Raw genomic sequence first — 20,704 nt, forward strand, 5'->3', positions numbered from 1 at the left:
GCCCGATGCAGCTCAAATCCTATACAGGAGGCAGGTATCCGGCCTCCACAGCATGGTTCTTTGCAACCAGCAGCCGCTCATCCATGCTGAAGTTTCCTATGAACATGTGGGTGATTGTCGACTGCTCCTCCCTCGGATGCTCTCGCTCTTCATCGTATACAACATAGCCCATCCTGCCTATGCCGCTGAAGTTCGCATTTATGACCAGCTCGGTCCAGCTTGGAAACATCCTGAGATCCATGCGCGATGAAAGCCTGCTGCAGTCCTCGAACTCCTTCTCACCAATCATGCTCAGATTGTAGTTCATGAAGCGCGTGCTCTCCCTGAACTTCTGGTCATAAGTGAAGAGATGGGCTTCAGGATCGGTCTTCGATCCTATGCGAATCATCGGCTGAGACTGGGCGATGCCAAGAACCACCAGTATCAAAGCTATCACCAGCAGCCTCCTACATCTGAGCATCACAGTAAGAGTGGTGGTATAGTGTTATAATCTTTCCGCATTGCTTTACGGGCCTGTCCGAATAAGGAAAAAACACCCATGCCCCAAGGTCACCCATGTGAATGAACATGGACCTTGCGAGAACCATTTTCATACCAAGTATTCGCTCATATGTGCGTGGTAACTTGTAGGGCATGCGATGTGGTTGATGATAGCACTTATTCATTCGACACGAACGCATAGCATGACCGCTGCTCCTTCGGGCAAGTCATCAAATGGATAAGAGCGAAAGTATTATGACAAACAAAAGCAGCAAGCCACAGAGTTCTGAAGGTCTTGCTTTACGGACATGACCTTGCGTGCTGGGTTGAAAGGGCTGTACAGTCGAATGCCATCGATTTTTACCAGAATCAACGTTGCAGGATTCGACATCTGCTTCAGATCCTCAGAGATCATCCAGCACATCGGTAATCAGCACAACGCATCAGCATAACGCTTTGCGCACCCGTCTGGATATTACTTTCGCCTCGGATGGCATGAGTTTATCTATGATGCTCTCTCATATCCAACTACCTCTCAAAGAAAACTAGAGGCTGGTTGAATGGAAGATATTGAGCAGATCATATCCAGGCTCAGCGAGCTTGGGGTCGATGTCAACATCGAGGATGTGGAGAATAGGTACCGTCTTCTTGTCGACAAGTTTCAGGTCCCTCCTCGGGAGGCGCAGAGAAGCGTTCTGAATTTTTATTTGAAAGAGAAAGGCATCGCGCTCCCCTCCAGAAAGAGCGAGCAGGTGAAGATAAACCAGATCCGCGAGCCTGGAAGGTGGGTGGACCTTGAGGCGAAGGTTCTGAGCCTCTTCGAATCACCCAGCCCGGCTATCTCCCAGGCAGGGATCCTGGGAGATGACACAGGAAACATACGGTTCGTCAAGTGGGCGAAGTCCGGGCAGCCAGACCTTGTCGAGGGAAAGAGCTATCTCCTAAAGAATCTCGTAACTGACGAGTTCCAGGGAAGGTTCAGCGTCAAGATAAACAGAAGCACCGAGATCGCGGAGCTCGACAGAGAGATCGAGTCTGTTGTGCTTCCACAGAGCTCCGCAGATTACAGGGTTGTGGACATCAGCGGGCCAGGGCAGTGGATCAACCTCCGGGCCAAGGTCGTCCAGCTCTGGGAGCCCTCAAGCGAGTCGATCCAGCAGCAGGGCCTGCTCGGAGATGAGACCGGAGTCGTTAGGTTCGTCAAGTGGGCGAAGTCCGGGCAGCCAGACCTTGTCGAGGGAAAGAGCTACCTCCTAAAGAATCTCGTAACTGATGAGTTCCAGGGAAGGTTCAGCGTCAAGATAAACAGAAGCACGGTCATAGAGGAGACCGACGAGCCCATAGAGGTATCTCTAAACAGAAGGATCACAGGTGCCATAGTGGATATACAGAAAGGCTCTGGACTGATCAAGAGGTGCCCGACATGCAGGAGGCCGCTCTCCAAAGGTATGTGCACAGATCACGGGAAGGTTGAGGGCGTATACGATCTCAGAGTGAAGGCTGTAATAGACGATGGCCTCGTCGCTCAAGACATACTGATAAACCGCGAGCGCGTTGAGGAACTCATCGGCCTCACCATGGAGCAGGCGAAGGAGATGGCCATAGAGGCGCTGGATCACGAGGTCGTCCTCGCGCTCATCGAGGAGAAGCTGATAGGAAGGTACTTCGAGGTCACCGGGCCAGTTAGGGACAGGTATCTGCTCGTGGACAGCATAAATGAGATGACCTTCAGCGATGATGATGTCTCCCTGCTCGTGAGCAGGGCGGAGGGACTATGATGTACTCCAGAGAGGTTGCCAGAAGGGTATTTCTGGAGGAGCTCAGAAGATCTGATCTCTCTTTCCGAGAAGGAGATGACTCGCAGTATGCACCGCAGTATCTCCTGACGCCGACAGGCGCCAGATGCAATCGGGTTTTTGTCGTTGGGACGCTGATAGACAGGGATGACATCGGCGAGGAGGTCGAGTACTGGCGCGGGAGGCTGGCGGATCCGACTGGCAGTATTCTGATCTACGCAGGACAGTACCAGCCAGAGGCGTCGAGGGTGCTTGCTGAGATTGAGATCCCAGCATTCGTGGCTGTCGTCGGCAAACCCTCAGTCTATGAGACTGAGGACGGGAAGAAGATCACATCGATAAGGGCAGAGGCCATACAGAAGGTGGATCTCGACACACGTAACAAGTGGATAATGGAGGCAGCGCGCCGGACGCTCGAGAGGCTGGAGCTCATGCGCAGCATCGATGTACCACATAACACAGACTTCCAGCCCGGAACCATGTACCACCCTGAGGCAACCACACTCGAGGACTGCAAAAAGGCCATGGGCCACTACTCCACAAAGATAGAGGAGTACAGGCAGATGGTCCTCACAGCCCTGAACGCCATCAGGAAGGAGCAGGAGATCGAAGAGGTGACCCCTGCCATGGCGCCTGTTGAAACTGAGGTGCCTGCGGATGCCGGCAAACCTCTTGGCGAAGAGGAGATGCTGGACTCTCAACTGGCCCCGACTGCGCCAAGGGGTTCCGACTCTCGACTAAGTCAAGAGGTTTCGACGGAGTCGAAGCTAGTCGAAGCACGTCGAGATGTTTCGAGGGGGTCGATGCACCACCCGGCTCGCGGAAAGACACCCGTAGAATATGAAAAGGATACCGAAACCGAATTACACCGACCATACACCAGACCGCAGCCCAGCAGGAGAAAACAAACGGGATCTAAACGCATAAGCAGCCTGATCGACCTAGATGACGATGATGTCGAGGAGATAGATATCTGAGAATCGTCTCGTGTAGCAGGGCGCAAATTCCGGTCTTCAGGTAGGGGGTGGTTGACAGCCCGTTCCTTGTGCCGGGCTGTTTGGGGGGTTCAGCAGCTCATCTCATTGCTTTGGGGAGGCCAGGGACACACCCTCCCGGGTATGTGTCCGGGCCTCTCACCAATCCCTCCTCTCACCCAGATCTTCTCCTGAGCAGCCTGGCCTGGAATCCGTGGTACTTTGCGAAGCCCTCGGCGTCCCGCTGGCTCAGAGTCTGGGAGTCGAATGATACCATCTCCTGAGAGTAGAGCGCATCAGGAGATCTCCTGCCCACAGGCATCGCATTGCCGCAGAAGAGCTTCATGCGAACGACCCCATTGACCCTTGAGTTGGCCTGATCGATGAACGCATTCAGATCTGCAAAAAGCGGATCGTCCAGAAGTCCCATGTAGGCCATCTCCGCCCACGCCTCATCGACGCTGGCCTTGAACCTGAGCTCTGCTCTCGAGAGCACAAGCTGTTCGAGATCTCTGTGCGCCGTCAGGAGAACAGTCGCTGCTGGATGCTCATAGTTCTCCCTGGCCTTGAGACCAAGAACGCGATCCTCTATCATATCAGTGCGTCCGATCCCGTGCTTCCCTGCGATGAGATTCAACCGCCTGATCAGCTCGACGCCGTCGAGGCGCTCGTTGTTTAGCGACACGGGCACGCCTCGCTCGAACTCGATCTCAACAATCTCAGGAGGTACACTTCCATCCGGGGTTCTGGTCCAGGCGTAGATCTCCTCTGGCGGCTCGAAGAATGGGTCCTCAAGCATCCCACCCTCGATCGATCTCGACCACAGGTTCTCGTCGATGGACCAGGGGCGCTTTTTCGATACCTGGACGTCTATGCCATGCTCCCTCGCATAGTCGATCTCCCACTCCCTTGAGAGGTCAAGGTCTCTCATGGGCGCAATGACCCTCATTCCGGTGGCCCTGAAGACCGCCTCGAACCTGAGCTGGTCGTTGCCCCTCCCTGTGCAGCCATGGGCAAGCGCATTTATCCCAAGCTTTCTTGCAACATCAACGACCTTTCTTGCAATCAAAGGCCTCGCTATGGCGGTTCCGAGGACGTAGCCCTCGTACGAGCCATTGGCCTTGATGAGCGGGAATATGTAGTCCCTGACGAACTCGTCCTTCGCATCTATGATGTAATGCTCATCGCTCAGCTTCTCAGCCCGCCTGTTACCCCGCTCGATATCCTCTGGCGGCTGGCCGACATCAACAAGCACTGTGACAACGCGCTTCATGCCGTAACGCTCACGCAGAAGCGGAATGCAAACAGATGTGTCAAGCCCGCCGGAATAAGCAAGAGCAACCTCAGCTTTATCTGTCATGCTGGTAACCGGAAGGGAGCAAGTTATTTCAATTTTATGAGTGGCCAGGTGACCTTCCCATACAAGGTGCTCTGCTGAAAAATATTTGAGAATTCGATAGCAGAAACCGAATTCATACAAATTCTGATTCCAGCAAAATCGATCGCATTCGACATCAGAGCTATTAATTATCCAACACAACAGTAGGACGTGTCCGAATAAGTATTGAGGATCCTGCTTTTGGACGGAGGAGATCCTCAATATCCTCCATCCAAAAGCAGCAATCCACACATTTCCAAATTCAGCTCTTATTCGGACAGGTCCCAACAGTACAAGGACAAAGTAATTACGACGAAAAATGAGATGCAGGAAATCGATTCCGGCAGTCTAAGAACTTGAACGAGATAGCAGAAAAAAAACAACATGACCCAAGGTCACCCATGTGGAGGAAAATGGACCATTGCGAGAACCATTTCCATACCAGAAGAGCTAGCGTAAAGCAAAGGCTGCCACGCTGGAGCGCTCTAAATAGAAGAACCACAGCTTCATGGCGCCGGGCAGGCGCAGGGATCCCAGCTCAAGATTTAAATATCTGCTATTCAGATTTAATACAGCGATGGAGAAGGAGCTTCTGACCCGCAGCGTGATCAATGTGCTGAGAGAGGCAGGCTTCCTGGTATCGTCCATGTGCGATATCAGACCAAGGAGCTTTGATCTTGCAGCCAGGCGAGAGGAGCTGCTCCTACTGCTCAAGATTCTCTCGAATATAGATGGGTTGAACGAGCGCACAGCCCGCGAGATCACCAGACTTGCTGGCCATCTGCTTGGACAGCCGCTGATTGTGGGTGAGAAGACAAGAGATCAGATGCTTGAGAGGGGTGCGGTCTACTACAGGTATGGAGTTCCGACAGTGAGCCTGCCGACACTTGCCGATTACCTGCTTGGTGGTATCCCTCCCCTGGTATACGCAGCACATGGCGGTCTTTATGTCAAAATCGATGGGGAGATGCTCCAGCGGCTCAGAATAGAGCGCGGGATCTCGATCGGCGAGCTGGCAGCGGAGCTCGGCGTTTCGAGACGCACCGTGAGCAAGTATGAGAGCGAGTCGATGGACACATCGATAGATATAGCCCTGAAGCTCGAGGAGATCTTCCAGGAGGAGCTGATCCAGGCAGTGGATATATTCAGGCAGCGTTTCGTGGAGGAGGCCACCACAGAGGTCAAGGACAGCATTCTGCGTAGACTCGTGGAAATCGGGCTTCGCGTATTCCCTATATCCCAGGCGCCCTTCAATGCGATAACGAGAGATGAGGACATGGTGGTCCTCACAGGCGTGAGCAGGCTCACCACAGGCATGATCAAACGTGCGAGGCTAATGAGCAGCCTCTCATCTGTCACACTCACACACTCCGCGCTCATTGTCGATGGTGAGACGAAGATAGACAGGATAGAGAGGACTGCGGTCATAGGTCGGAAGGAGATAGAAAAAATCGATAGCAGAAAAGATTTCGCGGATCTCCTGATGACCAGGCGAGAGAGCTCAGCTTATTAGATCACACTGAGCGTTATTTTATTAAATATTCGGCAGGACCTGGATCTATGCGACTTCTCGAGAAGATCCGTGAATCTGGCAGAGTGTTTGTTGTTGCGGTTGCCGGCGACAGCGGATCCGGCAAGACGACGTTCACAAGAGGCATCCGCCGGCTGCTGGGCGAGGACGTGGTCAGCACCTTCTCCATGGACGACTATCACAGTCTTGATCGGAGACAGCGAAAAACCCTCGGGATAACGCCTTTGAGGCCAGAGGCAAACAGGTTCGACCTGCTGGCCGAGCATCTGGCGATGCTCAGGAGAGGACTTGCGATAGAAAAGCCCGTCTACGATCACACAACTGGAGAGATCAGAGGGCCGGTTATATTCAAGCCCTCCCCTGTGATCATTGTCGAGGGGCTCCATCCATTCTACACAGAGGAGCTGAGAAAGCTCTCGGACTTCAAGATCTTTGTAGATCCAAGCAGAGCTGTGAAGAGGAGATGGAAGCTCAGGAGGGATGTGGGAGAGAGGGGCTATGCCCCGGAGGATGTGATGAGGGAGATTCTGGAGAGGGAGCCGGACTACAAGCTCTATGTGGATGTGCAGAAGGTTTATGCTGAGATGGTGATAAAGATCCAGGACTCGAGGATACCGCCGGAGTGGACGGAGATCGCGAGAGGCTCTGCTCGGGAGAAATACTCGGTGCGAATCATACAGCAGATTCTGGATCATCCCCTGGACGAGGTCGATCTCACGATAGACCTGAGCAGGATAATGCGGCTCACAGAGCGTGAGTTCTCGATAGAGTTCCAGAGGGACGACTACTACGGGAAGAGAGTTGGGGTCATGACCCTCGATGGCGAGTTTCCACTTACCATGATAAAAGATCTGGAGAGGAAGCTCTGCGACTTTCTAGGCAGAGATGTTCCCTCTGTAACGGAAGGATGTCAGGAGGATCACGGATCCTATGTCAATGCGACCGAGATGACACAGCTCATCCTGATCTGGAGGTTCCTGGAGAAGATCGCGAATCTCGCCTGGTGACCTCCTCTCCGTTCTCGAAGTTTGCGCACTGCTGCTCTATATCAGCACCATCTCTCGTAGCAGACGATCTCCTCAACAGGTTTTCTCGGCCTGGGCTCGGGATCCTCCGCAGGGTATCCGAGGGGGAGAAGCGCGACAACGCGAATGTTCTCCGGGACATCCAGAATCTTCTTGACCCTGTCCTCGTAGAAGGCGCCGATCCAGCATGTCCCGAGACCGAGCTCGGTCGCCTCCAATGTCATGTGGTCGACCGCTATCGACACATCTATGGTGTATGTGTGCTGACCGCATGTCATCACATATTTAGTCTCTGTCCCACAGGCCACTATGACCACAGGCGCCTCTGCGATGAACCACTGGTTCTTTGCAGCTTCAGCGAGCCTCTTGCGCCTCTCTTTGTCTCTCACAACTACGAACTTCCAGTCCTGGAGGTTCTTTGCAGATGGAGCGAGCCTTCCAGCCTCAAGTATACGATTGAGCTTCTCCTCCTCTACAGGCCTCTCCTGATACTTCCTTATGCTCCTTCTCTTTCTTATGGCCTCGATCACGTCCATTAGCTCTGCCTCCCCACTCTAAGATCTCCTCTTGAGCTCTCGCTCGAGCTCAACACCCCTCTCTGTAAGACGCCATGCGCCATCCAACTCCTCGATCAGGCCCCGCTCGTCCAGATCCTGAAGCACTTTTCTTATAGCGGGCGGCGTTATCCTCTCGATCTTCGCGATCTTGTCCGCACTCATCGGGCCCTTCGATCCCAAAACCTCTATCACGCGCCCCCTGTGTTTATTTCCCAGAACGAACCCTATCAGATCATCCATTCTGCATACCTCTACGATAGTTTTATTGCTTCCAATATCCTAATAGATTGTGGCGGGTTAGTCCGGGTGGTTCGGCGTCACCTGTAACCCGAAATCGCCGATATGCGGGGGACAAAGCTGGTGGGCGACTTTATGCGCCGTGTATTCAGCCCATCTGCGTACAATGATTCTCCGTTCTGTAGGGACGGCATCGGTCAGGGAGTCAGCCGGAGGGCGGGCTCGCTGGCCCTAACTGCAGGCACCGGTTCAGGCCCGGAAGGGAGCAGACCCACTGCGGGTAACCGTCGCTTACAGGATCGCGGGGAGGAGAAAGCAGATGGATCAACTGGTACGCGGTGCTTCTGGCAACCTCCAGCGCACCCGCCAAAAATGATCTGCCATTTCCGCGAACCGTCTCCGGTCCGGTTATCGATCGGCAGCGAGATCTCCAGGGATCCGGTCGTGTGTATTTATGAGACCTGCAGCATCCGCTCACTGGACTTACGCAGTGCTATGTGATTGCTGATTTTTTGACGACCCACTCAGTTATTCGGTCCCACAACATGACACATGGCAGTGAGATTGAATCGCTGAATGGAACTCCAGAAATCCGCATCCACTGGCACAACAGATACAACAGATCACAACTCCCGGAAAGCAATATGCTTTTGCCGTGAAAGCACGACACTCAGGGTTAACCTCTTGTAGCGACACGTTTTGGGAAACTGACCATCACCACGGATGAATTCATCTTCTAGCATGCCTTTTCATTGCATGCGGGGTTTCAGTGAGCATGCTCGATATGTTGAGGTAAATCGCCCTCCCGGCAGATTTCTGGTTGAACCCCGATGATAGCAGCCTCACTGATCAGTAACTCAAGCACTCTCACCGAGCAGATACGTTTCAATGATCTGAGTAACACCACCTTACAGACTAAGAGGACAATTGGCTCCGAACTCACCACAGACATGGGCCAGCAGAGAATTCGTTGCGCCCTTCATGGGTACTGGAAGAGGAACTGCAGGATCGCTGGACCTCTCCGAGTAAGAGGCTGGAGCCATAAATACGAACCTTACAGCTATTGGTTGTCATAAGCACATATTCAGACGGACCCAGATCGCCGGTCGCATTGTTTATGCGGTTCCGAGATGAGTCCAATAGCGTAACTTGATGGTTGCAGAGGAGATACCATGATCTGGATGGAGATTGCCAGGTTCGGGAAAAAGCTTGTTGAGCAGGGTCTGACCGGCTCGCGCTTCGGCAACATCTCGGTGCTGACTGAAGATGGGATAATTATAACATGCACCGGCTCCATGCTCGACGATATCGACGAGAGACAGGTGGTGCTTGTTGAGAGAGACGGAGAGTGTGCCGATGACAGCCTCGCGAGCTGTGAGACCCCGGTTCACAGAGCCATATACCGCAGCACAGATGCCAGAGCAGTGATACACACCCATTCCCCTTACGCTGTGGCGCTATCGCTCCTGGAAGATGTTGTGATGCCAATCGACAGCGAGGGGATTGCATTTCTGGGCGAGATGCCTGTGGTCGACGGCCAGTTCGGCAGCGAGAAGCTCGCCTCCGCCGTATCCGATGCTCTCATGGACCACAGGGCATGCATCGCGCGCGGCCACGGAGTCTTCGCCAAAGGAGGAGACCTGAGAGATGCGTATATCACAGCATCAATGGCTGAGCACAGCTCCAAAATAAGATATCTGGTTAGATGGGGGAGGGTTGCGCCCAAAGACTGAACCGAAGGCTGTGCGTTTACCTTGGGCTCATGGGGTCAAATCGCCAGAGAGGGAACTCTGACGAGCCAACCAGCGGCATTCGTCCTCTACCATTTCTTCTATATACTGCTCGCCAGCGGGGATTAACCATCTCCTGAGTTACAAGATACACACTGCAGATGGTGAACTCGTCTCAAAAATATCTGCTATCGATACATCACCTTGAGTAATGAGAACTCCTGGGGACTGCTGATCAACACAACCAGGCTCTGGGCCAGATTTTCGAAGCAATTTTGAGACGACCACGCTGATAGAGAGCGTGGTCAGATCATGACAATTCTATCCTCCTTGCCATCTCAAGTGACTCCTCCGCCTCCTCGTGTCTGCCCAGGGACTTCAGGCACCCACCCCTGTTCATCCAGGCGGTCCAGTAGCCGGGGTAGATCTTTATGGCCTTCTCGAAGCAGAGCAGCGCATCGTCATATCTCTTGAGAGCAACAAGCGAGACCCCCTTGTTGTTCCAGGCATATGCATCAAATGGCTCGAGCATGATCGCCTCATCATACGATCTGAGAGCGTCCTCATGCCGCCCGAGGTTATCGAGAGCAGCACCACGGTTGTTCCAGGCCCTTCTCGCATCCTGCCCCATCGGATCGAGCTCGATTGCCCTGTCATAGCTCTTTACCGCCTCCTCGTACTCCCCCAGGCTATGGTGAGCAAAACCCTTGACGATCCAACTTCTGGAATTGAACGGATCGAGCTCTAGCGCGCGCTTGCAAGCCTCTAGCGCCTCAGAGTAGCGATCGAGGTTGTTCAGAGCTGCAGCCTTTCCCCTCCAGGCTCTGGCATGTGATGGATCGAGCTCGATCGCCCTCTCAAACGCATCCAGCGCATCTGAGTATCTCCCAAGAGCCTTCATGAGGTATCTGCCACGTGCGACCCAAAGATCCGCATTCATCAAATCGGTCTCAAAAAAACTCTGGTCGCAGGGCATATCCGGCGCTGAAACTGCAAAGGTGCTCTCAACATCCTCCACTTCATTCCTGCCCGACTTCTCACTCAAAATAACACCATCTTCAATCTTCAGAGCTGATATACAAATACGCATCGACGATATGCAGATGTGCATCCGCCTCATCTAGCCATTTCAGCCAGGGGGCTTCAGGGGAACTCTGCCGATTTGGAGATTTATCGCCGCATGCCTCCGCTCAAACAGGGCCGAAGCGGGCCTGTGTGGGCACGCTGAAGTTCGCGAGATCCTTGAGCCTGTAGTCCTGAAGCAGTATGCTCTTCAGCTTTGGCGGATGAACACTCAGAGAGATCTCCTTCGTTCTTCCATAGCGCCCCTTGCTTATTACAACAGTGTGAAGAATGCCAAGCATATCAAGCTCGGCTATGAGATCCGTGATCCTCCTGTGTGTGAGCGATTCAACTTCGACAAGCGGGCAGAGCTGCTTGTACATGCCATAAACTGCACTCGTTGTTATGTTCCTGGCAGCCTGCTCCTCCAAGAGAAGGATGCTGTAGAGCACAAGCTTTGACTGCGTCGGTAGCGTCTTTATGACCTCCTCCACCCTATCCTGCTCGATCTTGTCCCGCGCTGCCTTCACATGCTCCTCGGTGATCATCTGGCTCCTTGCCCTCTCCGCGATCTCGCCTGCGATCCGGAGAAGGTCAAGCGCGCGTCGCGCATCACCATGCTCCCGCGCCGCAAAGGCCGCGCAGAGAGGTATGACATCATCCGCGAGCACGCCCGGCCTGAACGCCAGCTCAGCCCGCTGCTCCAGTATATCCTGTATCTGCTCCGCGTTGTAGGGCGGGAATATGATCTCGTCCTCGCCAAGCGAGGATTTCACTCTGGGATCCAGGAACTCGGTGAACTTCAGATCGTTCGATATGCCGATGAGGCTCACCCTTGCCTGGACCAGATCGGAGTTAATCCTGGAGAGGTTGTAAAGAACATCATCACCCTTCCTGACGAGCTTGTCGACCTCATCGAGCATTATGACGACCACGCGCTTCTTCTCATCCAGCGCGTTCCTGAACTCCGAATAGACCTGATCGGTGGGCCAGCCGGTCATGGGAATATCCTTGTCGAAGTGCCTGGCGAGGTGTGCGAGTACCCTATACTGCGTATCGACAACCTCGCAGTTGAGGTATATGACAGAGCATGTAGACCCTGCATCCGCCTCTTCCAGCTCCTTGCCTACATACTTCGCGACGGCAGTCTTTCCCGTGCCGGTCTTTCCGTAGATGAGGATATTTGAGGGTGTCTCGCCGTGCAGGGCCGGAGCTAGGACTGATGCTAACTCCTGTATCTGCTCCTCTCTGTGGGGCAGCTCCTTTGGAGTGTAGGTGGAACGCAAAACGTCCCGCGACCTGAATATACCTCCTTGGCCGACAAAGCTGGCAAACAACCCGCTAGAAGTGGTCACAAGAACTCCCTCGAACAATGCATCCTTGGCATGGATGGTATTAAGAGTTATGGTGATCTCCCCTTTATTTCCAGTGGAAGGGGACCAACCCCTTTATTTCCAGTGGAGATTGCCATACACACCGGCAGAGAATCGTGAGCCCGTATTTGCTCAGGCTCATGAGGCCTTAGAGTGATGAACTCTGTACAACCACCACGTAGCTGGAGATCCTGTTTGAAATCGTTCAGGCTCATGAGGCCTTAGAGTGATGAACTCTGTACAACCACCACGTAGCTGGAGATCCTGTTTGAAATCGTTCAGGCTCATGAGGCCTTAGAGTGATGAGCCATGTACAACCAGCATTAATCGCCTCTACCCATATGTAAGATTGCTGATTTGCCAAATCACAGGGGGAATGCCACGACCAGTTATTCAAGCCAGCAATTCTGGATCAAAGCTGTTTAAGTGCTCTGATCGCTATTTCAATGCATTCTAGCTTTGACTTCAGGCTGGACAGATCCTGCTCGTTAGCTATACCTTTACACAGCTCCCTCAGCTTTGCATGAAGTGAGCTCCTCACGACTGCAAGACACTCTTTTTCATCATGGCTCCCCAGAGACGACGTAACTCCGACCTGGACTGTGCTTTCTGAAGGGTGTTTCTCTGAAACGCGCTTCTCCTCTTCTGGTACTCTTCCAGTGGTCTCCTGCTCAACCCTCTCGGAAACTGAGCAGACCGGGCATATGATCTCGCCTTTATACCGGAAAAGCGGAGCTCCACAATCATGGTGCTCCGCGAGCATGGTACCGCCAATCTCCATCATTCTCGTGATGCGCCTGATCATCTCTTCTTCGTCCATTTTCTCGTTCATTTCCAATCGCCTTTGACACAGGAATCCATACCCATGAAGGCTCATCTCCTCTCAAATTACCACGTATTCAAGCCTACCAGGTACGATCGTACCGACAGATCTAGCAAAATGAAGGCTCATCTTCTCGAATTACCACGTCTTCAAGCTGAGTTGGTGTTCAGGAGCACAGATACGGCAGTTTTCCAGCACCTCCTTCCAGTCTTGCATTCCAGCTGGATGAGCCTCCACGAATTTATTGCTACCTGTCGCTTTTATCTTTTCGCTCTGATTGTCGGGACGTTTCCGAATGAGAGCTGAAGCCAGAAGTTTTGGCCTTACTGCTTTTGGACCGTTAAGATACTTAGTCTTTATTTGGACTAGTCCCAAGGTCTGAACCTGTTCGGATAATGATGATTTCAGAGATCTGTGGCTTAATCCTTTTTGATGGAGATGACACTCAATCCTTATTCAAATAGGTTCCGAGGTCTGAACGTGTTCAAATAAGAAGCGAGATCCAAAATTATATGCTTTACAGCTCTTGTTTATCACAATAACTTTTTGCTTACGCTCTTATTCATATGATAACTTGCCCAAAGGGGCACTGGTCATGGTATGCGTTTGTGTCGAATGAATGAGTGCTATCATCAACCACATCACATGCTCTACAAGTTGCTGCGCACATAAGAACGTTTGCTTATTCGGGTAGAGACCTGAGGTCTCAACCATACTTTTAAATACAACGATATACATGCAGAATACAAAGCTGAGGCGGGGACTGATCCTAAACCCTTTTGCAGCCCCAGAAAACGCAACGGTGGTGATTTTTATTATGTCTGAAAAAGTGATAAAGCAATGTGTCGAGATTTTGGAGCGGATAATGAGCGACGATACTGTGCCAAGGAACATTAGGCGCTCTGCAGAGAACGTCAAGGGCATACTTCTCCAGGAAGGTCTCGCCGAAGCGGTGAAAGCAGCTTCAGCAATATCCATACTTGACGAGATAAGCAACGATCCGAATATTCCCCTTCACACAAGAACGCTGATATGGAATGTTGCAAGCCAGCTTGAGACGATACCTGTCAGCTGAAACACAAAACATACATGCGATCTTCCTGGAGTTTGGTATTTGGTGTGCACTCACGTCACTGAGATCCGCAGCATTCAGCCAGCTGGCCTCGGAGAACGCCTCTTGCGTGGACGTGGCTTCAGCGAGATCGTCAGGCTATCAGAGGCCTGATCAGAGCCCGCAACCTAATAGCGATAGAGCATCAAAAGCGCTATCAACAGCCATCAGTAATTATCAGTGATCAACTTCCACTACCTCCACTGACAGCTCTCATGCGATTTACCGAGACCGTTGGCTGTTTTGTGCTTTCGTGACTGCGCCAGAATCTGCTAAACGTCTCAGGCCAAATGTCTGCTGGTGACAGACCTACAGGACTGCCCGGCCGCGTAATTCAGGGCCTGCCCTGATGAGAGGTCGTGTGGTTGTATTACGGAAACCCCGCATGCAATAAAAAAGAGATGGATGAAAGCGTCTGAGATGATCTCTTTCAAAAATGTGCTGCTGCAGGATTTCCAGCTGCGGCTATCTTCTCCAGCAGACTTGCTCCGAGATGGTCTCTTCCAAAAACATGCCACTGCAGGAGGTCGCTCTTATCCATTTGATGACTTGCCCGAAGGAGCAGTGGTCATGCTATGCGTTCGTGTCGAATGAAGGAATGTTATCGCCAACCACATCGCAGATACAGAGCAGGAAAGCGCGCGAAGACAGCCAGAGAGTCGAATGAAGGAATGTTATCGCCAACCACATCGCATGCCCTACAAGTTGCCACGCATTATATGAGCGCAGGAGGGTAATCCTAAGTGTCGTGGTCTTAGGATCACCTTGGGTTGAGGTTCATTCTGGCGTTTCGAAGTGCCCAGAGCTTCAAGCTAATTGTCGTGGTCTCAGGATCACCTTGGGTTGAGGGGCATCGCATGTGGAGGAGCGGCTGCTGAAGCAGTCGGTGCTCCTACGACAGTAGAAGCATATCGGATGACCGGATAGCAGAAGTCCTCGACTCCGTCGAGAGGCTTCGATGTAGTTGGAAGTAATCGAAGCGCAGAAAGCCCCGCCCTTCAGGGCGGGCGGGAACTTGCAGAAAAAAAGTTGTGCATTTGATCAGATCCATCCCGCAATGTCTCCATCGGAAATGAGGGGGTCCCTGTGTTCAGGTTTATCCCACTTATATGCGGTTTGTTGGCTCTGACGTTTGTTCAGGGGTGTGTTGAGCAAAAAGCTGCTGAGCAGAGCGGCTTTGTGGACGTCCATACGTATAAAAAGCTCGATCTCGAGTTCGAGTCCGGAATCTCCAGCGAGCTCTTCCGGGTATGGGGCACGCTGGACCTCACCTCCAACAGTTCCGAGCCTTATCTTCTGCTTGAGGCAGCTCTTTTGAGAGAAGGTCAGGAAGTCTTGCGGTCGAAATACCTGCTGATCGATGTGGCTCCAGGTCAGACTGCATTCGAGTTCTCAAAGGCTGCAAGACTGTACCCTGGCAGGGGCTACACATGCCGCCTTGTGGTTTCTGATGCTGATGGCCCAATTCAAAGCGCCGAGCGTACAGTTCATATCCTGGAGAGCAGCCTGGAAGAGTCGATATATCCGCCGTCGCTTTCATTCAGTGAGCCTGCCGAAGCGCCGGCCAGAAATGGGGATGATACCGCGGAAGATCAGGAAGATCGATCTGAGGAGGATGAGACAGGAAAAAATACGAAAGATGACGAAGCAGGTCTCAATGTCACAGACAGATCTGCAGAGCCTGGGCAGGATGGTGCGAAGTACGTCGGGAGCGCCACCTCCAGGAAATACCATCTTCCAGATTGCCGGTACGCCAGGAAGATAAAGCCTGAGCACCTTGTAGTCTTCTCGAGCAAGGAGGAGGCAGAAGCCAGAGGGTATGAGCCATGCAAGGTGTGCAATCCCTGATACGAAGGGAGGTCTGAACTCTGGCTTCTCAGGAAAGGCGCTCTATTCCTCTACCCGTCGTTCGGTCATCGGGCCGTTCCGAACGCGGCGAAGGCTGGTTGCAGTCGGGGAGTTCGATGCACCTGCCTCCCCTTGAAACACCAGACTCCGGCGCCGATGATGACACCAGGTCTCTGAAATGTGATGAGCCCTATGAGTTCTGAGGCGCATGAAACCCCGCCCCTCAACTTTAGCGACAGCTGCAGGAGATTCATGCCCATCAACCAGGTAGTGGGGCGACGGACAAAAATTAACAGGCCTATAGATATCGATTTCGATGCCGATATTGTTCAAAATAACCACGCTCAGTGGAGCCAACCCTTTAGGATAAACTCAATGAAGGTAGACTACCTGAGGTAAGACAGAGGGCTGTAACCATTCCCCAAGAACTCATAGCAGGACCAGAAATCCCCCAGGATAGCACAGATGCCGCGCCGGATGCACCGTAACCATTTCCCAAGAACTCATAGCAGGACCAGTGTGAGGGCAACGGTTGGGATTGTTCAACACCCAGAAAGGTAACCATTCCCCAAGAACTCATAGCAGGACCAGTGCCTCTCCGGATCGAGTCCTCAGATGGATCGGAGATCACTGCCTTAACTTGTGGCATGCAGAGCTGGGGGACTGTCCGTTCGGGACGTGGGAGGATCTCGCTTCGCTCTTGTGTGTTCAGCAACTTGGTTGGCATGCAAGTTGATCGATGATGCAATCATTCGTTTCCAAGAAGCGCATTGCATGGCTGTCTCCACGGGCACAGATGGAACCGTCTCAAAACATCCCGCTGCCATCGAGGGATAAAATCAGCACATGGAACCCGGATGCATGGCAGGACACCATCTCACCGCCTTCACGGCTCTCATGCGGCGGCCATCGCTTCCTGGAACCCAAATGCATGGCAGGACACCGTCATACAGCCAGTTGCCGGCTGGTTTCGAGACGACTTCATGAATGAGAGCGTTTAGCTTATTCTTGATCGCTGCTCGTTTCCGCTGAGCATATCTCTCCGCTCACGAACTCATCGCCGACCCGCCTGAGCTCACAGACGATCCTTCCGTCCACCAGTCTGAGTATGCGATCAGTCTTCTCCGCCATCTCCATGTCATGCGTCACGAGGATGAACGTCTGGTTGATCTTCTTGTTCAGTTCTCTGAGCATCTCATAGATCATCCTTGATGTCTTTGTGTCCAGGTTTCCGGTGAGCTCATCCCCTATGACAATAGATGGCCTGTTCGCCAGGGCTCTTGCGACCGCAACCCTCTGGTTCTGCCCACCGCTGAGCTGGCTGGGCTTGTGATCGAGCCGGTCTCCAAGGCCGACCTCCTTGAGAAGAGCCGTAGCACGCTCGCGCGCTTCTTTTCTCTCGACCCCTGCTATGAGCATGGGCATCATCACGTTCTCGACAGCTGTGAACTCGGGGAGGAGATGATGGTACTGGAAGACAAAACCCAGCTCTCTGTTTCTCAGCCTCGCCCGCTCATTCGCGCTGATCTTCGTGACATCGATATCTTTCAGCAGTATCGTTCCGTTTGTGGGGGTATCGAGAAGGCCTATCATGTTCAGGAGCGTCGACTTCCCGGATCCGCTCGGCCCAACTATCGCCAGAAACTCACCCTCTTTTATCGTGAGATTTATGTGATCGAGAGCCACCACCTTCACACCATCACTGTATATCTTGGTCAGGTCTCTTATCTCTATGATGGTTCTGTTGCTCTGTCTATCTATAACCGGATCCATGGATTATATTCACGCTCCTCGGCTGGATGAGAACTAGCGGACTGCAGGCTTGTATCCAGAATCTCAGGGCATTGACTCTGCAGCTCCAAACAGATTTCGCGTTTTCTCATGGGAGGCAGCTTCTATCGCGTGAGAAGTCCCACAGAGCTGCATGATGCGAGATGGTTTGGCATGTGCTTCTTCTGTGCTTCTTGTTCGATTCTGAGCATCCCACATCTCACAAATACCCATGGCATCGGGATGTTTAAATGCTTTCATGCCGGCGCATCTCTGGGGTGCCTGATGGTCAGGCTGAGCTCGAAGGAATTGAACACAACATCTGCGTCCTCCGGGTCCATCCACTCAAGGCCTGTTTTAAGCACCTCCTCTTTTGAGAGCGTCTCATCATATGCGCCCACCTTCAGCCCTCTGCTCTTCAGGAGCTTCGCGAGCGCGAGGTTCCTGCTGTGATGGAGCTCCCTCACACCCGGGCGGTATGTTATGCCGTGGATGCATATCCTGATATCCACAAGTGGCTTATCGATACGCATACACCCATCCATTATGCGATCCATCCAATAGCGGATCATGCCGTCGTTGAGCTCTCTGGCGGTTCTGAGCATGACTGCATCTTCAGCTCGCTCTCTTCTCACCATCTCATTTATGAGAAACCACGGGTATACCGGGATGCAGTGCCCGCCGACGCCTGTCGATGGCATATGTATGTGACAGTACTCGTGGTTCGCATGCTCCCTTGCCTCGTGGAAATCAATGCCCAGCTCATTTGATATCTTGAAGAGCTCGTTCGCCAGCGCGATGTTGACGTCCCTGTAGCAGCCCTCCATGACCTTTATCATCTCCGCAACCCTTGCGGATGATACCAGCCTCAGATTCGGTATGAACCTCCTGTAAACGTCGTATGCGACAATGCCGCTCCTCTCATCCACCCCCCCAATGACCTTCGGGAACTCTCTGAGCCTGGATATGCTGCATCCTGTCATTATCCTCTCTGGGGAGTGCGCGAGATAGAACTGTCCGAGTTTGAGTTCGCTACTCTCCTCTATCCATCTGAGCGCGAGGCCTTCTGTCGTTCCGGGAGGCACTGTCGTCTCCAGCACCACCAGATCCCCACGCTTCAACACGCTCCCCAGGCTCCTGAAGGCGCTCTCAAGTGTCCTGAAGTCCGGATTGTGGTTCTTGTCTATGAAGAGCGGGACTATTACTATGAACACATTGCATGAGACCGCATCTCTGTACTCTGTCGTTGCGACGAGCCCCTTCCCACCATATCTCGATATGAGCTCGTCCAGCCCGACCTCCTGCGGTATGGGGTTTTTGCCGCTGTTGATTAGATCGCATCTCCTTCTGTCTATATCAACGCCCACGACCTGGATGCCATGGTCTGCGATTACTGCTGCGAGAGGAAGGCCTGCGTTGCCAAGCCCCACAACAGCTATCTTCAGGACGATCCCTCCGTGTTAATGCTTATGAATTCCCCGCAGTCGCACAGGTACTCCTTCACATCACTATCTCTCACCAGCCTCGTCAGAGGTTTGCCGCACCTGCAGACGTATCCGCGCAGGACAGCAGGGTTCCCGTAGACCAGGCCATACGGCGGGACGTCTTCTGTGACGACGCTGCCCGCCCCGACCATGGCGTACTCTCCTATGGTGGTGCCGCAGATGATAGTCGCGTTCGCGCCTATACTTGCACCCCTGCAGACCTTTGTCGGCACGACTCTATCCTCGGACCAGATGAACGCTCTCGGATACAGATCGTTTGTGAAAACCGCTGAGGGACCTATGAAGACGTCATCCTCGATCTCAACTCCGTGATACACAGAGACGAAGTTCTGGATCTTCACGTTGTCTCCGATCTTGACATCCCTATCTATGTAAACGCCCTTCCCGATGTTGCAGTTTCTTCCTATCCTCGCGCCCTCCCTGATATGAGCGAAGTGCCATATGCTTGTGCCCTCCCCGATCTCAGCGCTCTCTACGACCGCAGTTGGATGTTTTCTGTAGCTCATACCAGACCTCCCGACATCTCGGCCCACCGATGATGTTCGCATAGATGATGTCCGCGATCATCTCGCGGGATACACGCCGCGCGTCTCATACCAGACCCCTCGATATCTCGGCGCATACCTTCATGTTTCTGAGCGCCTGCTCCGGAGTTACGGGAAACTCTGATCTGTTCTTGACGGCATCCAGGAACGCCCGCAGCTCGACCTTAAGTGGTTCCACCTTGCTCACGAGCACCTTCTCGATGATGTTCTCCTGGAGGTACCTCTCTCCCTCTTTGAAGTACTTCTCGGGCTTCCTGTAGATGTACACCTCCTGGGTCATGAAGTCGCCCTCTGTCGTCACCCCCTCCTCCTCGACGTAGAACGTCCTGAACTTCTTGGATGAGAGACGGCTCGCTGATAGAGATACAATCGAGGAGTCGAATCGTATCAGGGCTTCGCAGACGTTCCTTGTGCCAGCGCTGCTTATCGTGTAATCCTCCCTCTCCGGGAAGAGCACGTTGAAGACTATATCGATATCGTGGATCATCAGGTCCTCGACTACCGATGAATCCGTGATCCTCGATGAGCCTGGATTATGCCTTTTAATCTCAACATATGCGGGCGAGGTGATTATCCTCTTTATCTCCGCCACTATCGGATTGAAGCGCTCGATGTGCCCGACGCCCACTACCAGATCCCTCGAACGAATCGCGTTCAGAAGCCTCTCCGCCTCATCGAGCGTGAGAGTCATTGGCTTCTCTATGAGACAGTGGACGCCGGCTTCGATCACACACATTGCCACATCGTAATGATGCTTCGTAGGGACGCAGATGGATACGGCCTCTGATGCATCGAGGAGCTCATCGATGGTGCGGCATATCGTTGCATACTCCTTCGCTGCCTCTGCATTCTTTTCCAGGGAATCGTAGACGTAGAGGTTATCCACGCCCTTAAGCTCGGAGTACACACGCACATGGTTGCGCCCCATAGAGCCGACACCTATAACTCCAACGTCCATC

18 protein-coding genes and 1 other RNA gene are annotated in these 20,704 nt (G+C 52.9%); 8 read left to right on the forward strand and 11 right to left on the reverse strand.

Annotated features, from left to right (window positions below; all coding sequences use genetic code 11):
• Nucleotides 1-19: 19 nt before the first annotated feature.
• Nucleotides 20-460 carry a hypothetical protein gene (locus MTHE_RS07525; protein WP_011696608.1) on the reverse strand — a complete coding sequence of 147 codons (441 nt, stop codon included), beginning with the start codon at nucleotides 458-460 and terminating at the stop codon, nucleotides 20-22.
• Nucleotides 461-1,040: 580 nt separating this feature from the next.
• On the opposite strand from MTHE_RS07525, the gene MTHE_RS07530 reads away from it, so the two are divergent.
• Nucleotides 1,041-2,258 (forward strand): replication protein A, encoded by a 1,218-nt coding sequence (locus MTHE_RS07530; protein ID WP_011696609.1) that lies wholly within the window; start codon nucleotides 1,041-1,043, stop codon nucleotides 2,256-2,258.
• Nucleotides 2,258-3,253, forward strand: coding sequence for an RPA family protein (locus MTHE_RS09195; protein ID WP_235619459.1), 996 nt, complete (start codon nucleotides 2,258-2,260; stop codon nucleotides 3,251-3,253). The genes MTHE_RS07530 and MTHE_RS09195 overlap by 1 nt, the downstream gene beginning before the upstream one ends.
• Before the next feature lie 172 nt (nucleotides 3,254-3,425).
• Here the strand turns inward: MTHE_RS09195 and MTHE_RS07540 are convergent, their stop codons facing one another.
• Nucleotides 3,426-4,610, reverse strand: coding sequence for an argininosuccinate synthase (locus MTHE_RS07540; RefSeq protein WP_011696611.1), 1,185 nt, complete (start codon nucleotides 4,608-4,610; stop codon nucleotides 3,426-3,428).
• Nucleotides 4,611-5,205: 595 nt separating this feature from the next.
• Between MTHE_RS07540 and MTHE_RS07545 the strand changes: the two genes are divergently transcribed.
• Together MTHE_RS07545 and MTHE_RS07550 are read left to right on the forward strand one after the other, a co-directional pair.
• A complete protein-coding gene (locus MTHE_RS07545; protein ID WP_175265914.1) occupies nucleotides 5,206-6,141 on the forward strand; it encodes a transcriptional regulator in 936 nt (311 codons plus the stop codon).
• 47 nt (nucleotides 6,142-6,188) lie between these two features.
• Nucleotides 6,189-7,166 (forward strand): phosphoribulokinase, encoded by a 978-nt coding sequence (locus MTHE_RS07550; protein ID WP_011696613.1) that lies wholly within the window; start codon nucleotides 6,189-6,191, stop codon nucleotides 7,164-7,166.
• Between the two features lie 41 nt (nucleotides 7,167-7,207).
• On the opposite strand, the gene MTHE_RS07555 is transcribed toward MTHE_RS07550, so the two are convergent.
• Both MTHE_RS07555 and MTHE_RS07560 read right to left on the reverse strand, forming a co-directional pair.
• On the reverse strand, nucleotides 7,208-7,720 hold the full coding sequence (locus MTHE_RS07555; RefSeq protein WP_011696614.1) for a nitroreductase family protein: 513 nt from the start codon (nucleotides 7,718-7,720) through the stop codon (nucleotides 7,208-7,210).
• A gap of 18 nt (nucleotides 7,721-7,738) precedes the next feature.
• Nucleotides 7,739-7,981, reverse strand: a complete 243-nt coding sequence (locus tag MTHE_RS07560) for a winged-helix domain-containing protein (RefSeq protein WP_011696615.1) — start codon at nucleotides 7,979-7,981, stop codon at nucleotides 7,739-7,741.
• 50 nt (nucleotides 7,982-8,031) lie between these two features.
• Between MTHE_RS07560 and ffs the strand changes: the two genes are divergently transcribed.
• Nucleotides 8,032-8,347: signal recognition particle sRNA (ffs, locus tag MTHE_RS07565), an RNA gene on the forward strand.
• Nucleotides 8,348-9,150: 803 nt separating this feature from the next.
• Nucleotides 9,151-9,711, forward strand: a complete 561-nt coding sequence (locus MTHE_RS07570) for an aldolase (RefSeq protein WP_011696616.1) — start codon at nucleotides 9,151-9,153, stop codon at nucleotides 9,709-9,711.
• A 307-nt stretch (nucleotides 9,712-10,018) separates the two neighbouring features.
• On the opposite strand, the gene MTHE_RS07575 is transcribed toward MTHE_RS07570, so the two are convergent.
• The 3 genes from MTHE_RS07575 to MTHE_RS07585 form a co-directional block, all read right to left on the reverse strand.
• Nucleotides 10,019-10,753 (reverse strand): tetratricopeptide repeat protein, encoded by a 735-nt coding sequence (locus MTHE_RS07575; protein WP_011696617.1) that lies wholly within the window; start codon nucleotides 10,751-10,753, stop codon nucleotides 10,019-10,021.
• 145 nt (nucleotides 10,754-10,898) lie between these two features.
• Entirely contained in the window at nucleotides 10,899-12,125 is a 1,227-nt protein-coding gene (locus tag MTHE_RS07580) for an ORC1-type DNA replication protein (protein ID WP_175266083.1), read from the reverse strand.
• A 430-nt stretch (nucleotides 12,126-12,555) separates the two neighbouring features.
• The gene (locus MTHE_RS07585) at nucleotides 12,556-12,975 is read right to left on the reverse strand and encodes an Sjogren's syndrome/scleroderma autoantigen 1 family protein (protein WP_232840847.1); all 420 of its coding nucleotides are present in this window, start codon (nucleotides 12,973-12,975) and stop codon (nucleotides 12,556-12,558) included.
• An 808-nt stretch (nucleotides 12,976-13,783) separates the two neighbouring features.
• On the opposite strand from MTHE_RS07585, the gene MTHE_RS07590 reads away from it, so the two are divergent.
• Nucleotides 13,784-14,041 (forward strand): UPF0147 family protein, encoded by a 258-nt coding sequence (locus tag MTHE_RS07590; RefSeq protein WP_011696620.1) that lies wholly within the window; start codon nucleotides 13,784-13,786, stop codon nucleotides 14,039-14,041.
• 1,122 nt (nucleotides 14,042-15,163) lie between these two features.
• Nucleotides 15,164-15,925, forward strand: a complete 762-nt coding sequence (locus tag MTHE_RS07595; RefSeq protein ID WP_011696621.1) for an Ada metal-binding domain-containing protein — start codon at nucleotides 15,164-15,166, stop codon at nucleotides 15,923-15,925.
• 1,002 nt (nucleotides 15,926-16,927) lie between these two features.
• Here the strand turns inward: MTHE_RS07595 and MTHE_RS07600 are convergent.
• From MTHE_RS07600 to MTHE_RS07615, 4 genes are all read right to left on the reverse strand, one after another.
• Nucleotides 16,928-17,698 carry an ABC transporter ATP-binding protein gene (locus tag MTHE_RS07600; protein ID WP_011696622.1) on the reverse strand — a complete coding sequence of 257 codons (771 nt, stop codon included), beginning with the start codon at nucleotides 17,696-17,698 and terminating at the stop codon, nucleotides 16,928-16,930.
• Nucleotides 17,699-17,952: 254 nt separating this feature from the next.
• On the reverse strand, nucleotides 17,953-19,125 hold the full coding sequence (locus tag MTHE_RS07605) for a nucleotide sugar dehydrogenase (RefSeq protein WP_011696623.1): 1,173 nt from the start codon (nucleotides 19,123-19,125) through the stop codon (nucleotides 17,953-17,955).
• Nucleotides 19,126-19,136: 11 nt separating this feature from the next.
• Entirely contained in the window at nucleotides 19,137-19,706 is a 570-nt protein-coding gene (locus MTHE_RS07610) for an acyltransferase (protein ID WP_011696624.1), read from the reverse strand.
• 85 nt (nucleotides 19,707-19,791) lie between these two features.
• Nucleotides 19,792-20,703, reverse strand: a complete 912-nt coding sequence (locus MTHE_RS07615; protein WP_011696625.1) for a Gfo/Idh/MocA family protein — start codon at nucleotides 20,701-20,703, stop codon at nucleotides 19,792-19,794.
• Nucleotide 20,704 lies beyond the last annotated feature (1 nt).

The organism is Methanothrix thermoacetophila PT, from assembly GCF_000014945.1.
Taxonomy (GTDB): domain Archaea; phylum Halobacteriota; class Methanosarcinia; order Methanotrichales; family Methanotrichaceae; genus Methanothrix_B; species Methanothrix_B thermoacetophila.

Bases quoted from the DNA above. Each gene is read 5' to 3' on its own strand.
- MTHE_RS07540 (WP_011696611.1), bottom strand. From the start codon at position 4,610: ATGACAGATAAAGCTGAGGTTGCTCTTGCTTATTCCGGCGGGCTTGAC.
- MTHE_RS07610 (WP_011696624.1), bottom strand. From the start codon at position 19,706: ATGAGCTACAGAAAACATCCAACTGCGGTCGTAGAGAGCGCTGAGATC.
- MTHE_RS07550 (WP_011696613.1), top strand. From the start codon at position 6,189: ATGCGACTTCTCGAGAAGATCCGTGAATCTGGCAGAGTGTTTGTTGTT.
- MTHE_RS07615 (WP_011696625.1), bottom strand. From the start codon at position 20,703: ATGGACGTTGGAGTTATAGGTGTCGGCTCTATGGGGCGCAACCATGTG.
- MTHE_RS07590 (WP_011696620.1), top strand. From the start codon at position 13,784: ATGTCTGAAAAAGTGATAAAGCAATGTGTCGAGATTTTGGAGCGGATA.
- MTHE_RS09195 (WP_235619459.1), top strand. From the start codon at position 2,258: ATGTACTCCAGAGAGGTTGCCAGAAGGGTATTTCTGGAGGAGCTCAGA.
- MTHE_RS07560 (WP_011696615.1), bottom strand. From the start codon at position 7,981: ATGGATGATCTGATAGGGTTCGTTCTGGGAAATAAACACAGGGGGCGC.
- MTHE_RS07530 (WP_011696609.1), top strand. From the start codon at position 1,041: ATGGAAGATATTGAGCAGATCATATCCAGGCTCAGCGAGCTTGGGGTC.
- MTHE_RS07600 (WP_011696622.1), bottom strand. From the start codon at position 17,698: ATGGATCCGGTTATAGATAGACAGAGCAACAGAACCATCATAGAGATA.
- MTHE_RS07555 (WP_011696614.1), bottom strand. From the start codon at position 7,720: ATGGACGTGATCGAGGCCATAAGAAAGAGAAGGAGCATAAGGAAGTAT.
- MTHE_RS07525 (WP_011696608.1), bottom strand. From the start codon at position 460: ATGCTCAGATGTAGGAGGCTGCTGGTGATAGCTTTGATACTGGTGGTT.
- MTHE_RS07545 (WP_175265914.1), top strand. From the start codon at position 5,206: ATGGAGAAGGAGCTTCTGACCCGCAGCGTGATCAATGTGCTGAGAGAG.
- MTHE_RS07570 (WP_011696616.1), top strand. From the start codon at position 9,151: ATGATCTGGATGGAGATTGCCAGGTTCGGGAAAAAGCTTGTTGAGCAG.
- MTHE_RS07585 (WP_232840847.1), bottom strand. From the start codon at position 12,975: ATGAACGAGAAAATGGACGAAGAAGAGATGATCAGGCGCATCACGAGA.